Origin of the sequence: Streptomyces changanensis (assembly GCF_024600715.1) — a bacterium.
Classification (GTDB): Bacteria; Actinomycetota; Actinomycetes; order Streptomycetales; family Streptomycetaceae; genus Streptomyces; species Streptomyces changanensis.
This window is the reverse complement of record NZ_CP102332.1, coordinates 160,414-174,107: the sequence shown is the minus strand read 5'-3', so window position 1 is coordinate 174,107 and position 13,694 is coordinate 160,414. Positions and strand designations below refer to the sequence as shown.

The following is a 13,694-nucleotide window of genomic DNA, read 5'->3' as shown; positions in this document are numbered from 1 at the left end:
CGCACAACCGTTCGCGTGCACCGGCTGTCATACGGGTACAAGGCGCTGCCGGGAGGATGTGACCGACTCCCCGGTCGCCCCTCCGTGTCGACGCACATCCGGAAAAGGGTGGCGACGCCCCGCGCCGACACGCACGTGACGTCTGGCGCGGCCGGTTCCGGGGCCGGAGAACATGAGGATCTTCCGTGGTACAGCTTTCCCGTCCGGTTCGGCCGCCCGCCCCCCGGCGCCGTCCACGGCTGGCGGCGCTCGACGGTCTGCGGCTCGTCGCCGCGTTGATGGTGGTGCTCTACCACTACGTGGGCCTCGGCCACGGGTGGCGGATCGACAGTGGGGTGCTGTTCCCGCACGTCTTTCCGTTCGCGGCCTACGGGTGGCTGGGGGTGCAGCTGTTCTTCCTCATCAGCGGGTTCGTCATCTGCATGAGCTGCTGGGGCCGTTCGCTGGGGGACTTCTTCACGTCGCGGGTCGTGCGGCTGTACCCGGCGTACTGGTTCTGCGTCCTGGCCACCACGGCCGTCCTGGTGCTCGTGCCGGGCGGGTACACCCGGCTCGCGTGGGCCGACGTGGTGACGAACCTGACCATGGTGCAGGCGTTCCTCGGGGTGGAGCCGGTGGACCCGGTCTACTGGACCCTCTTCGCCGAGCTGCGGTTCTACCTGCTGTTCGCGATCGTGGCGTGGGGCGGCCTGACGTACCGGCGCGTGCTGCTGTTCTGCTGCCTGTGGGGATCGGCCGCGCTCGCGTTCAACCGGTTCGGGTGGGGCTCGTTCGGCCAGTTCCTCATGCCCGAGCACTGCTGGTACTTCATCGCCGGCATGGCGTTCTACCTCATGTACCGCTTCCGGCCCACGGTCGTCCTCTGGGGCGTCGTCGCGGTGTCGTTCGCGGCCGCGGTGCCGAGCGCGCGGCTGACGTGGCGGGCGTCGATCAGGAACATGGAACAGTGGGTCCCCTTCTGGCCGGTCATGGCCGTGCTGACGGTGTCGTTCCTGATGATGGCCCTGGTGGCGACCGGGAGGACCGGCTGGATCACGTGGCGGTGGCTGCCGGTCGCCGGATCGCTCACCTACCCGCTGTACCTGCTGCACCAGTACATCGGGTGGGAGGTCGTCACGTACGTCGAGAACACCTACCAGGTCGACCCGACCGTCCTGCTCGGTGGGCTGATCGGCGCCATGATGACGGCGGCCTACCTGGTCCACCGGATCGTCGAGGAGCCCCTCGGCCGGTGGCTGAAGCCGCGGGTCCGGGCCGGCATCAAGGACGCGGCGGGGCGTGCCGAGCAGGTCGGCGCACGCGGGAATCCGGGCGTCCCCGGGGCGCGGGCGGCGCAGGCCCCGGTGGCGGCGTCCGCGGTCGTTCCCGGTGCCGCGGCGCCGGGCCGGCGCCGGGAGCCGGTCGTGGTCGGAGCCTCGGTCGGCTCCCTTGGGGACGGCGCGGGCCGCACGGCGGGCTCCGGTCACCACACGACACCCTGAGGCCGCTCCCGGACGTCCTCGCGTACGTACGGAGGGGCGGCGGGGAGGGTCGGCCGTGGCCGCCGTGTGCCGGGCCGTTGCCGGGCCGTTCCTCTGGCAGGGTGGTGCGGGTGACAGCCGACGCGCGGCAGCCCGACCGCACACCCGACGGGCGGTACATCGTCGTCGACGGGAGGCGATGGCGGGCGACCGACCCGGACGTTCCCGACGACGCGGCCGCGCGCCTGCGAGCCCACCTGATGGCGGCGCGCCGCGCGGTCGGCGCCGCCCGGCGCGCCCGGGACCCCGAGGCGGAAAGCGCCGCCCGGGCCCGGGTGCACACGGCGAAGGTCGCCCTCGGCGAGCGCGGCACGCCCTGGTGGGAGCAGGACGCCGCGCAGCGCCGCACCCGCTGGAGCGAGGGCCTGGCGGCGCTCGACCGGGAGGCGCCCGGCACGTGACCCCCGCACCGCGGGCACGCCCGCGGGGAAGTGGACGGGGGCCGGAGAGCCGGCCGCACGAGCCGGCCGGCGAGCCGCGGCCCGAGGGGGCGTGACCGGCGGACGTACGCTGACCCGGTGCACAGTGTGGAGCTGCTGCCCGACGAGGCGACCGAGCGGGCCGTCCGCGCCGTGTGGGACCGGCTGCTGCACGCGGGCCTGCCCAGCCAGGCCGCCCACCGGCACCCGACCAACCGCCCGCACCTCACCCTCGCCGCGGCGGACACCCTCGCACCGGCGACCCGCACGCGGGTGGGCGAGCTGCTCACGGCCCTCCCGGTCCCCCTGGTCCTCCGGGGCAGCGTCCGGTTCACCGGGCGGACGCACGTACTGGCCTGGGCCGTCCGGCGGGACGACGCCCTGCTGCGCCTGCACGAAGCGGTGTGGCGCGCCCTGCGCGACGCGCCGGCGTGCGGACGGCTCCATCCGCTCCACGACCCCGCGCGGTGGAACCCCCACGTCACCCTCGGCCGTGGGCGAGGCGCCGCCTGGCCCGTCCCGGACGGGACGCTCTTCGGCGCGGCGCCCGGCGGCGGCCCACCGGGCGTCCTCACGGGCCGGTGGGTCGACGCCCGCACCTACGACTCGGTGACCCGCACGACCACCCGCCTCGGCCCGCCCGCCTGAGACCCGGGGCGCCGTGCGGCACCGGTGCCGTACGGCACACACGACGGCCGGATCGCGTGCCCCCGCCGCCACTCCGTACCGGGGATCGTGTCGATGACGGGGACGGCTGAGGGGCGAGGCGCTATTGTGCCGCCCTCCGCGCCGGTGACCGTGCTCGCGACGGCGTGAACCGTTACTGCGGTGAACCTTTTCCGCCAAACGAGTGAGCGGAGGGCCGTTGGGTTTCGGCCGAATGTGAACCGGCCGGTACAACGCGGTGTGGCCCGGAACTGCACACGGGACGGGCGCGGCGCCCCGGCGCCCGTCCCGGTGCCGGTGCGTACGGGTCGTAATCCCCCATTTGTGTTCTTGAAGGGTGTTCACCATGAGCCGCAGTCTGATCGTCGTGGATGTACAGAACGACCTCTGTGAAGGGGGCCGCGTGCCCGTCACCGGAGGTGCCCGGATCGCGACGGCGATCGCCGAGCTGGTCGAGCGGACCGCCGGCGGCGACTACCGGTACGTCGTCGCGACGCGCGACCACCACGTCGACCCCGGCGACCACTTCTCCGACGAGCCCGACTTCCAGGAGAGCTTCCCGGTCCACTGCCTGGCCGGAGACCCGGGCAGCGAGTTCCACCCCGGCTTCGCCCCGGTCGTCACCGCCGGCAAGGTCGACGCCGTCTTCTTCAAGGGCGAGCGCAGCGCCTCCAAGAGCGGCTTCGAAGGCGCCGACGCGCAGGGCACGTCCCTCGGGGACTGGCTGCGCGCCCGCGGGGTGGAGGACGTCGACGTGGTCGGCATCGGCACGGAGCACTGCGTCCGCGCGACCGCGCTGGACGCCGTCGCGGCCGGGTTCCGCACGCGGGTGCTCCTGGAGTACTCGGTCGGGGTCACCCCGGACACCACGGCCGCCTCGCTGGAGGACTTCCGTGAGGCCGGCGTGACCGTGACCGGTCAGGTCCCCGTGGGGTGACGGCCGCGAGCCGCGCACGGCGTCCCGGAGCCGGCCCCGGGCGACCCGGGGCCGAGCCGTGCGTCCGCCGCGGCTGAGCACGTCGCAGCCCCGTCCGGTACGTCGAGCCGGACGGGGCTCGCCGTCGTCCCGTGCCGTCACGCACCGGGGCCCGGGTCCGGGTGGACCGGCTCCGTGACACCCGCCCTCGCGGCCTCCAGCTGCGCGGCGAAGGCCACCCCGAGGAACAGGGCGACACCCGTCACGTTGGCCCACAGCAGCAGCGCCACGAACGCGGTGAGCGGGCCGTACACGGCGCCGAACGAGCCGCTCCGGCCCACGTACAGGGCGAGCAGCCAGGTGGCGACGACCCAGAGGAGGAGGTGGACGCCCGAGCCGAACACGAGCCACGTGTAGCCGGGCTGGTCGCGGCGGGGCGCCCAGCGGAAGATCACGGCCGACGCCACCGCCGCGAGCAGCACCCCGAGCGGGACGTGCAGCGGCTGCCACCAGCCGAGGAGCGCGGGCGGCCAGTGCAACGCCCGGACCACCGACTCGCCGATGTCCCGGCCGGCGACGACCGCCAGGAAACCACCGCCGAGCGGGAGCCCCGCGCACACGGCGAGCACCACGCCCCGACCGTACTTGGCGAGGAAGGGGCGGTCGCGTTCGATGCCGTAGATCCGGTTGCAGCCGCGCTCGATCTGCGCCATGGCGGAGGCGAGGTTGAGCACGGCGAAACCGAGGCCCAGCCACATGGCCACGGCACCCGCGACGTCCGCCCCCGCACTGCGCCGGGTGTCCGCGAGGGCCTGCCGGACCAGGTCCGCGCTGGTGCCCGGCACGATCCGCGCCAGCGTCAGTTCGATGACCCGGCCGACGCCCTCCGTGTGCATGGTCGTGGCCACCCCGACCAGGGCGATCGTGAAGGGCACGATGCCGAGGACCACCTGGTAGCCGAGGGAGCGGGCGGAGCTGAAGCCGTCCGCGTACCGGAAGCGGGCGAACGAGTCGAGGACCAGCTCGCGCCCCCCGTACCGCCGCAGCGCGGTGAACGCCTCGTCCCCGGAGAGCTCCTCCCCGACCATGTCCCGCGTCTGCGGCACATGCACGACCGTGCCCATGTCGTCCCTTCCGCCGGACTCCGGCAGCTCCTCCGCCGCGTCCCGCGCGGTGGGGGTCCACCTCATGGACGGGGGGAGGGGCGGCCGCGGCCACCCCTCCGACGCGGTGTCTGCCGTCTGCCCCGGGGGAAGGCCCCGTACGCCCGTCGGGCCGCCGGACCTCCGGCTGCTCCGAGCCGGGCCCCCGGCAGCTCCGGGCCGGACCTCGGGCTGCTCCGGGCCCCGGCTGCCCCTGAGTGTCGGCCTCCGACTGCTCCCGGGCGGTCGGCCTCGGACTGCTCCCGTACGCCCGTCGGGTCGCCGGGCCTCTCTAGGGGCCCTCCCGCCGCGCGATCAACCGGTAGGCGTTGGTCAGTCCCAGCCGCCCCGCGAGCGGTCCCGCCACCGCCCGGTCCAGGAGGGCGGCCGCCAGCAGCAACGGCACCCCGGCCAGCAAGGCCGCACCGCGCGCCGCCCGGCGCACCGCCCCCGGTGGCTCGGGCAGCCACGGCAGGTCCTCGCGCGGCGCCAGCGCGTCCAGGGCCAGCCACGCGGCCGCCACCAGGTCAACCGCGTCGTGAGCCCGGGCGTGCTCCTGCGCCAGTACCGTGAAACCCGTCCCCTCCAGCCGTCGGCGCAGGTTGCCCACCGGCGCCAGGTGCAGGTGCTGCGGCTGGAGCCACGGCAGCCACCAGCGGCCCAGCAGCCGGGCGAAGCGGCACTCCGGGTCCGGTACGTCGATCACCAGCAGCCCACCGGGCCGCAGCGTGGCGCGCGCCGCCTCCAGCTCCTCCTGCGGGTCGGTCGCGTGCTCCAGGTAGTGGAACATGCTCACCACGTCGTACGTCCCGGGCCGCCGCGCCGCCAGTGCCGTGAACGTCCCGCGGTGCCCGTGGCGGACCCGGCCGGCGCGCCGGGCGATTTCCGCGCCGTCGGATCGGTCGAGGCCGTCGAACACCACCTGTGGCAGGACCTCCGCGGCGCTCGCGCAGAAGTGCCCGTGCCCGGTGCCCACGTCCAGCCACTCGGCCGGGCCGGTCAGGTGCGGGCGCACCGAGGCGGCCCGCGCCCGGTAGGACGCGGTGCGGCCCGCGAACACCCCGTCGAGGCGGTCCTCGCCGAGGCCGTCGTAGAAGTCCCGGTAGTAGAAGGCGAGTCCGCGCTCGTTGAGCCGGGGGTTCTGGAAGACGTGCCCGCAGTCGTGGCAGCGGTCCAGGGCGAACACGCCCGGTTTGTGCTGCAGGAGATCGGTGGTGCGCAGCCGGCCGCCGAGCCGGGCGGAGCCGCACCAGGGGCACCGGTGCCGGAGGGCCTCGAAGAACACGGCGGTGCCGTCGGCGAGTTCCCGCCGGTAGCCGGGGCGCAGTGCGGCCACCCGTGCGGCGCGCGCCCCGTGGCCCGAGCGACCGGGGGCGGCGCCGGCCGTGGCGGGGGAGGGGCCGGGCGTGCCGGGGCCGTCGGGCGCCTCGCCCGGGTCCGTGCGCGGTGCGGAGCTCATCCGTGGTCCTCCTGCCGTGCCAGTCGTTCGAGGTGGTCCGCCGCGGCACCCGCGCCCCCCGCCGCACGGAAGGCGGCGGAGACCCCGGCGGCCGCGGCCCGGACGTGCGGCTCGCCCAGTACGGTGTCCAGCGCCGCGCCGATCACGGCGGCGCCGGCCCGCCCGAAGCGGATCCGGACGCCCACCCCGGCCCTCGCCACCTGCGCGGCGACCACCGGCTGGTCGTCGCGGATGGGCGCCACGACGAGCGGGACCCCATGCCACAGGGCCTCGCACACGGTGTTGTGGCCCGCGTGGCAGACCACCGCGGCGGCGCGTTCCAGCAGGTCGAGCTGGGGGACGACGGGCAGGGCGATGACGTCCGGGTCGTCGGGCCGCCCGCGGATCACCCCCTCCGGGTCGGCCACCACGGCCTGCACCCGTCCGGCCCGGGCCCGTACCGCGTCGGCCGCCCCGGTGAGGAAGCGCCCGCCGGTACCGGCGTTCGCGGTGCCGAGCGTCACCAGCACCAGGGAGCGGCCGGGGTCGAGCCGGTGCCAGGGGAACGCGGCGGGGCGCGGCCGGGCGGCCAGCGAAGGACCGACCCAGCGGATCCGTTCTCCGCCGCGCAGCGCGGGCCCGGCCAGTTCGGGGGTGGTGAAGGCGAGCACGAGGTACGGGGAGAACCGGGGGTCACAGGTGCCGTCCGGCCGCCCGATCCTCTTCCGCAGGTCGCCCAGGAGCGCGGCGTTCCAGGCGGCGACCCGCGGCATCGGGGCGAGCACGTCCGCGAACTCCGCGGACGTCGTGGCCGACGTGGCCCACGGCACGCCGAGGTCCTCCGCCACCAGCGCCCCCGCGAGCGCCTGTTGGTCGGCGACGACCACGTCCGGCCGGAAGGCGTGGACCGCCTGCCGCACCCCCGGCGCCATCGCCTCGGCGAGCGGGACCAGGAAGCGTTCCCACAGGAAGCGCAGGGCCTCGGGGCCCCGGAGGTCCGGCGGCCGGACGGCGTGCGCCACCGCGCCGGCGTGCGCCACGTCCCCGGTGCGCGCCACGTTTCCGGCGGGCCCTGACAGCCCACCCCGCTCACCTGACCCACTCGCCCCGGCAGTCCCGGCCGTCCCGGCCGGCGGGTGGGGCGGCGGGCAGGCGTGGACGTCCGCGTCCGGGCCGGCCAGGCGGCGTACCAGCGCGGGTTCGCCTGCCCAGGCCACCCGGTGCCCGCGGGCGGTGAGCGCGGACGCCACCCCGACGAGCGGGTTGACGTGTCCGACCAGCGGTGGCACCACGAACAGGTAGGAACTCACCGCGAGCCCACCTCCGCCCCCGCCGCGACCGCCTTCGGCGCGGTCTCCGGCGGCGGGGCGTGGCGGGTGACCCAGTCGAGGACCGCGTCCCGCACGAGGCCGGGCGCCTCCACCAGCACCGAGTGCCGCAGCCCCGGCAGCAGTTCCGTGGTGCAGCGCGGCAGCAGCGAGCGCAGCCGGGGCGCCTGTGCCGCCAGGTCGGAGTCGGCGCCGTAGAGGGCGAGGACGGGGCAGCGGATCGCGCGGATCCGCGCGTCGTCGAGCACCGGGCCGGCCGGAACGTCCCGGGCGATGGTGGTGTCCCGCACCAGCCGTCCGGCGGACCTCGCCAGGCGGGCGGTGTGGCCGCCGTGGTGGGCGGCGATCCAGTCGAGGGCGGCCTCCTCGTCGGTGCTCATCGCGTGGCGGACCCGCTCCAGCAACCCGGCCAGTTTGACCGCCCACGCCGCGGTGGCGGGTTCCGACTCGACGACCACCAGGCTCGCCACCCGCTCCGGGCGCCGTTGGGCGTAGGAGAAGGCGACCGTGCCGCCGTACGAATTGCCCACCAGGTGCACCGGCCCGGGCACCCCGACCCCGGTGAGCACCGCCTCCAGATCGTCGGTGAACGCGTCGAGCCCGTAGCCGGACGCCGGACGTCCGCTGCGGCCGTGCCCCCGGTGGTCGTACATGACCACGTCCAGACCGGCGGCGGCGAAGGCCGGGGCCACGGTGAAGTAGTAGCTGGCGAGGCTGTCGGTGAGCAGGCCGTGGAGCAGGACCACGGTCGCGCGCGCCGGGCCACCGCCGGTGGGGGTGAGGCGCTGCACGTGCAGCCGGACCCGGCCGGTGTCGAGGAAGGTCATCGCGACCGGACTCCGTCCGACCGGACTCCGTCCGCGGCCTCCAGGCACCGGCGGATGTGCCCGACCAGTCGGCCCACGTCCAGCTCGATGATCTCCTCGAGCTCCATGTCGGCCACGAAGGCGGCGAAGTTGACCGCACCGCCGTAGCGCTCCTCCAGCAGCCCGGCGAGCGTCACCAGGTCGATGCTCTCCAGTTCGAGGTCCCTGCCGAAGCGGGTCGCCGGGGTGACCTCGCCCTCCTCCAGCTCGTACCCCTCCAGCACCTGCTGGATCATGGCGGTCAGTTCGGCGAGTATCCGTGCCTCGTCCGCCTCGTCCGCCTCGTCGGTGGCCCCGGACACGCCGGGCCGGCTGGTCGTCACGACTGGTCCCCCTCGTCACGGTCGGCGCCCGTACCCGGCGGTTCCGGGTCCGGGCCGGTCGTCCACGCCACGACGTACGCGCGCGGCGGCAGCCCCGGCGGGTTGGCGACCCGGGCGCAGTCGACCCGGTACACGCGGGCCGGGACCCGTGTGCGCGGCGTGCCGGACGCGCCGGACCCGTCCGGTGTACCGGTGGTGATCCGCAGCGTGTCCGGCCGGTGGACGTGGACCGTCAACCGGTCCGGGTCGGCGGCCGTCACCGCGATGTCCCGGGGGCGGCCGCCGAAGCCGGTGCCCTCCGCCTTGGCGACGGCCTCCTTCGCCGCCCAGAAGCGGGTGAACCACACCTCGGGCGGTTCCCCGGACCGTGCCTGGCAGGCCGTCAGCAGCGCGTACTCCTCCGGTCCGAGCGCGGTGGCCACGGTGGCCCCGGCCGGCACGGCGATCTCCTCGATGTCGATCCCCGGCCCCGGCCGACAGGCCCCCGCCCCCACGCCGCCCACCGAGCCCGACGCGTCCACCGCGTCCACCGCGTCCGGCGGGCGTCCGGGGAGGGCGAGCGCGACACCCGCCTCGGCGCGGTGCGCCAGCGACACCGCCAGCGGCGGGAGCGAGCGCCCGTGCCGACCGGTGACCCGCGGCCGCCCCGACGGCTCGTTCTCCACGAGGAGCTCGGCCGGGAAGACGGGCCCCTCCCCGGCGTCCCACAGCAGACGGCGCACGGCGTCCTTCGCGGCGATCCGGCCCAGCAGCCACTGCCGGCGGCCGCGCGGCGGTCTGGCGGCGTAGGCGGCCCGCTCGGGACCGCCCAGCGCGTTGCGCATGATCAGCTCCCGGGACGCCAGGTCGGGCCAGCGCTCGAACACCAGCGACCAGCCGCCGGGCCCGGTCGCCGACAGGGTGTGGCGCTCGGGGAAGCGTTCCACCGGCCGGGTGTGCGGGTCGTTGTCGAAGCGGCGGTCCTGCCAGCCGGTCAGCTCCGCCCACACCCGTCCCGCCACCGTCAGCACCGCGTCGGCCTCCAGGACGGTGTCCGTGAGGGAGCCGATCCGCACCAGGCACTCCACCGGCGTCCCGGGCCGCGGTTCAGGGCCGAAGAAGCGCAGCCGCCGCATCCGTACGGGGAAGACCACGGTCCGCTCGGTACGGGTCGCCATGATCCAGTAGCCGAGGACCTGGCCGACGTTGTCCAGCAGCGCGCCCGGCGCGGGCGGCGTGGTGAGGGTGGCCCGCACGTGTCGGTCACCGATGGCGGTGAGCCGGCTCAGGCCCTGGTAGGCCGGTCCGTGGAACATCCAGCGCTCCCGGTAAACCTGCTCGGCGGTGTGGTCGGGCGCGCGCTCGGAGGCCGGGTTCGGCGGTGCGGGCGGCGGAGGCGCCGCGGGGTGACGGTCGGCCAGTTCCACGACGGCGCGGGCGTGCGGTCCGAACGACACCGCCACCCGCCCCGGCCCGCGCGGGGTGACGGTGACCGGGACGTCCACCGGTTCGGACGCCGTGAGCCACCGGTCGAAGCACGCGTCGTGCACCGCCACGGCCACCCGCCCCGGCACGGCCCGCTCCGCCGCCGCCGTCAGGTGCGCCACGATCGTCGTCGCCGGCACCACCGGCCACCGGTCGGCGACGTCCGGCCAGTCCGCGCGCTGCGGGAAGAAGCAGTGGTCCAGCAGGTACGGCGTGTGCTCGACCGACACCCGCACCGTCTCGTGCCGTACCGTCTCGCGCCGCGCGGGACCCGTCGGGGCGGCACCCGGCCGGCGCGGTACGCCCTCCGAGCGGACGGCGTCCGCGGGACGCTGACCCGCCCCCTGCCCCGTGCCGCGCCCCGTCCCGCCTCCCGGGATCCGTCCCGGCCGCCGCTCCGGCGGTGTGACGGCCGCCGGTGCCGGGCGGCGTGCGGGCGCGGCGGTACGGTCCGCGCCGAGCAGCGCGGCGGCGGTGCGCGCGGCCTGCGCGGTCTCGTGCAGCAGGGCCGCCAGCTCCACCGCGACGGGGCCGGCGGCCGCCGGCGCGGGCGCGACGGCGGGGGCGCCGACGGCCGGGTCGGCGGCGGCCGGCACAACGGGTCCGGCGCCGGGGGAGGCGTGCGGGGTCAGGGACGGGCGGGCGGACGGCGGCAGGGTCACCAGCGCGCCGCCGAGGTCCAGCCGGACCGGCTGGTCCCGCCGCCCGGGCCGCCCGGCCCGCCCGTCGACGACGACGGGAGCGGGGCGGTGGGCGGCGCGCCCGGTCGCGTGGGGCCCGTCGGGCGCGTCGACCGCGTGCGGGCCGGTGGCGACGCCCGCCGTCCACAGGGCGGTGGCCACCCGCCGGAGCTGGTCGAGCCCGCCGCGCTGCGCGGAGTTGGCGGCCACCACCAGGTGGTCCCGCTCGGCGAGCGAGTCACCCACCAGGGAGCCGAGCTGCCCGGGCCCCGCCTGGACGAAGACCCGGAAGCCCGCCGCGTACAGCGCCCCGGTCAGCGCGCGGAAGCGGACCGGTTCGAGGAGGTGGCGTACGAACAGCTCCCGGACGCCCGCCTCGTCGGCCGGGAACGGCGCCGCCGTCGTACCGGACCAGACGGGCGTGTGCGGGGTGCGCAGCGGCAGTCGCTCGGCGGCGTCCCGGAACGGCCCGAGACAGGGCGCGAGCATCGGGGTGTGGAAGCCGGAGCGGAACGGCAGCGTGCGGACCAGTACCCCTTCGGCGCGCAGCACGGCGGCGAACCGCTCCACCGCGGCGGGCGGCCCGCAGACCATGGACTGGCGGGGGGCGTTGTCGTGCGAGACGACCACACCCGGGTGGTCTCCGGAGGCCAGCCGTCCGGCGACCCGGTCGGCGTGCGCGCCGACGGCCGCGTACGCCAGGTCGGCGCCCCGGACCGTCTCCGGGTCGAGGGCGGCCATGAACGCGTCGACCGCCTCCTCCTCGTAGAGGCCGCCCGCGGCCATCGCCGTCCACTCGCCGACGCTGTGTCCGGCGACCGCGTCCGGGACGACGCCCATGCGGCGCAGCACGGCGTCCATCAGGCGGCCGACGGCGACGACACCGAGCCCGTGCCGGCCCAGCCCGCCCAGCCCGCCCGACCCGGCCGACCCGGCCGACCCGCCCGACCCGCCCAGCCCGCCCGACCCGCCCGATCCGTCGGGTCCGTTCCGTCCGTCCGGGCCGCCGTCCGGGGGCCCGGCGGGGGCGGTCGGTGGGCGGGGGAGGCCGAACCGGTCGGCGACGTCGTCCACGTGGGGCGCGAACTCCGCCTCGAGACCGGGGAAGAGGAAGACCGTCCGGCCGGCCGCGCCCGCCCCGGCCCCGGACGCGCCGGCACCCACCAGCGGGTACGGCCGGAACCACACGTCGCCGCGCCCGTGCCAGGGTTCGCCCTTGGCGACGGCCCGCCGGGCCAGGGCGAGCCGCTTGGGGGTGGGACCGACGACGCCCAGCCGCACCGGGCCGGCGTCCGCACCGGCCGGGACCCCGACCACGCCACCCACCGCGCCCGCCGCTGCTGCGGCCTGGTGCTCGTCGAGGAGGCCGGCGAGGGCGTCGGGCGTCGCGGCGGCCAGCAGCAGGACCCGCTCCGGCTCGTCGACCACCGCCCGCCCCCGCCGCCCCGCCCCCGCCGTGGCGGCGGGCGGCGCCGGTGATCCGGCCGGTACGGCGCCCGCCCGGCGCGGGGCCTGTTCGAGGACGACGTGCGCGTTGATCCCGCCGAACCCGAAGGCGTTGACCGCGGCCCGGCGCGGCCCGCCACCCGGTGCGGGCTCCCAGGGGGCCGCCTGCGCGAGCGGCCGGAAGCGGGTCCCGGCCAGCGCCGGATGGGGGTCCTCGCAGTGCAGGGTCGGCAGCAGCACGCCGTGGTGGACGGCCAGTGCCGCCTTGACGAGCCCCGCCACCCCCGCGGCGGGCATGGCGTGCCCGATCATGGACTTCACCGATCCGATCACCGCCCGGTGCGCGGACGCACCGGTGTCCGCCGGGCCGAACACCTCCCGCAGCGTGGCCAGTTCGGCGGCGTCGCCGGCGGGGGTGCCCGTGCCGTGCGCCTCCAGCATCCCCAGCGCGCCGGGCGCCGCGGGGTCCAGGCCGGCGGCCCGCCAGGCCGCCCGCACCGCGCGGGCCTGCCCGGCCGGATCGGGGTTCACCAGGCCCGAGGCGCGGCCGTCGCTGCTCACCCCGGTACCGCGGATGACGGCGTAGACCCGGTCGCCGTCGCGCTGCGCGTCGGCGAGGCGCTTGAGCACCACCACCCCCGTGCCCTCGCCGATGAGGAGGCCGTCGGCGCCGCGGTGGAAGGGGCGGATCCGTTCGCTGGGGGAGAGGGCGCGCAGCTGCGAGAAGACGCTCCACAGCGTGATGTCGTGGCAGTGGTGCACGCCCCCCGCGAGCATCAGGTCGCACCGTCCGGAGGCGAGCGCGGCGACGGCCTGGTCCACGGCCAGCAGCGACGACGCGCAGGCGGCGTCGACGGTGTAGGCGGGGCCCCGCAGGTCCAGGCGGTTGGCGACCCGCGAGGCGGCGAGGTTGGGCACGAGCCCGATGGCGTCCTCCGGCCGGTCCGGGCCCAGGCGCGCGGTGAACGCCTCCCGCACCCGGTCCAGTCGGTCCGCGTCCAGCCCGGGCACCAGCTCGCCGAGGGTGTGCACCAACTGATGGGCGGTGCGGACCCGCTGGTCGAGGCGGACCAGGCCGGGGGTGAGGTAGCCGCCCCGCCCGAGGACGATCCCGACCCGGTCGCGGTCGGGCAGCCGGTCGGCGCCCCCCGCGTCGGCGAGCGCGGCCGCGGCCACGTGGAGGGCGATCAGCTGGTCCGGCTCGGTGCCGGGCACGGAACGCGGCATGACCCCCCAGCGCGTGACGTCGACCTCCGCGACGGCGTCCACGAACCCGCCGCGCCGGCAGTAGACCCGGTCGGCCGTCGCGGGCTCCGGCGCGGTGCCGGGGTGGTAGTAGGCGGCGTCCCAGCGGCCCGGCGGGACCTCGCCGATGACGTCCACGCCCGCGCGCAGGTTGTGCCAGTACGCGTCCATGTCGGGCGCGCCCGGCAGCAGTACGGCCATGCCGGTGATGGCGACGGGCGCGGCGGCGGGGGCGCCGGTC

10 protein-coding genes are annotated in these 13,694 nt (G+C 76.8%); 4 read left to right on the top strand and 6 right to left on the bottom strand.

Going from position 1 to position 13,694, the window contains the following annotated elements; genetic code table 11:
* Positions 1-185: 185 nt before the first annotated feature.
* The 4 genes from NRO40_RS00690 (at position 186) to NRO40_RS00675 (ending at position 3,542) form a co-directional block, all read left to right on the top strand.
* Positions 186-1,481 (top strand): acyltransferase family protein, encoded by a 1,296-nt coding sequence (locus NRO40_RS00690; protein ID WP_157901768.1) that lies wholly within the window; start codon positions 186-188, stop codon positions 1,479-1,481.
* Between the two features lie 110 nt (positions 1,482-1,591).
* Complete coding sequence (locus tag NRO40_RS00685; protein WP_058940017.1) at positions 1,592-1,921, top strand: hypothetical protein; 330 nt, start codon at positions 1,592-1,594, stop codon at positions 1,919-1,921.
* 117 nt (positions 1,922-2,038) lie between these two features.
* Positions 2,039-2,587: a 2'-5' RNA ligase family protein gene (locus NRO40_RS00680; protein WP_058940018.1), complete on the top strand. Its 549-nt coding sequence runs from the start codon at positions 2,039-2,041 to the stop codon at positions 2,585-2,587.
* A gap of 364 nt (positions 2,588-2,951) precedes the next feature.
* Complete coding sequence (locus NRO40_RS00675) at positions 2,952-3,542, top strand: isochorismatase family protein (protein ID WP_058940118.1); 591 nt, start codon at positions 2,952-2,954, stop codon at positions 3,540-3,542.
* A gap of 137 nt (positions 3,543-3,679) precedes the next feature.
* On the opposite strand, the gene NRO40_RS00670 is transcribed toward NRO40_RS00675, so the two are convergent.
* The 6 genes from NRO40_RS00670 to NRO40_RS00645 form a co-directional block, all read right to left on the bottom strand.
* Positions 3,680-4,645 carry a YihY/virulence factor BrkB family protein gene (locus NRO40_RS00670; protein ID WP_058940119.1) on the bottom strand — a complete coding sequence of 322 codons (966 nt, stop codon included), beginning with the start codon at positions 4,643-4,645 and terminating at the stop codon, positions 3,680-3,682.
* 310 nt (positions 4,646-4,955) lie between these two features.
* Positions 4,956-5,999 carry a class I SAM-dependent methyltransferase gene (locus NRO40_RS00665; RefSeq protein WP_058940120.1) on the bottom strand — a complete coding sequence of 348 codons (1,044 nt, stop codon included), beginning with the start codon at positions 5,997-5,999 and terminating at the stop codon, positions 4,956-4,958.
* A gap of 119 nt (positions 6,000-6,118) precedes the next feature.
* Positions 6,119-7,411 (bottom strand): glycosyltransferase, encoded by a 1,293-nt coding sequence (locus tag NRO40_RS00660; RefSeq protein ID WP_058940019.1) that lies wholly within the window; start codon positions 7,409-7,411, stop codon positions 6,119-6,121.
* Positions 7,408-8,256, bottom strand: coding sequence for an alpha/beta fold hydrolase (locus NRO40_RS00655; protein ID WP_058940020.1), 849 nt, complete (start codon positions 8,254-8,256; stop codon positions 7,408-7,410). Before NRO40_RS00655 ends, NRO40_RS00660 begins: the two co-directional genes overlap by 4 nt.
* The gene (locus tag NRO40_RS00650) at positions 8,253-8,618 is read right to left on the bottom strand and encodes a phosphopantetheine-binding protein (protein WP_408056967.1); all 366 of its coding nucleotides are present in this window, start codon (positions 8,616-8,618) and stop codon (positions 8,253-8,255) included. The genes NRO40_RS00655 and NRO40_RS00650 overlap by 4 nt, the downstream gene beginning before the upstream one ends.
* Positions 8,615-13,654 carry a type I polyketide synthase gene (locus NRO40_RS00645; RefSeq protein WP_058940122.1) on the bottom strand — a complete coding sequence of 1,680 codons (5,040 nt, stop codon included), beginning with the start codon at positions 13,652-13,654 and terminating at the stop codon, positions 8,615-8,617. Before NRO40_RS00645 ends, NRO40_RS00650 begins: the two co-directional genes overlap by 4 nt.
* Between the last annotated feature and the right edge of the window lie 40 nt (positions 13,655-13,694).

Bases quoted from the DNA above. Each gene is read 5' to 3' on its own strand.
- NRO40_RS00675 (WP_058940118.1), top strand. From the start codon at position 2,952: ATGAGCCGCAGTCTGATCGTCGTGGATGTACAGAACGACCTCTGTGAA.
- NRO40_RS00670 (WP_058940119.1), bottom strand. From the start codon at position 4,645: ATGGGCACGGTCGTGCATGTGCCGCAGACGCGGGACATGGTCGGGGAG.
- NRO40_RS00655 (WP_058940020.1), bottom strand. From the start codon at position 8,256: ATGACCTTCCTCGACACCGGCCGGGTCCGGCTGCACGTGCAGCGCCTC.
- NRO40_RS00645 (WP_058940122.1), bottom strand. From the start codon at position 13,654: ATGGCCGTACTGCTGCCGGGCGCGCCCGACATGGACGCGTACTGGCAC.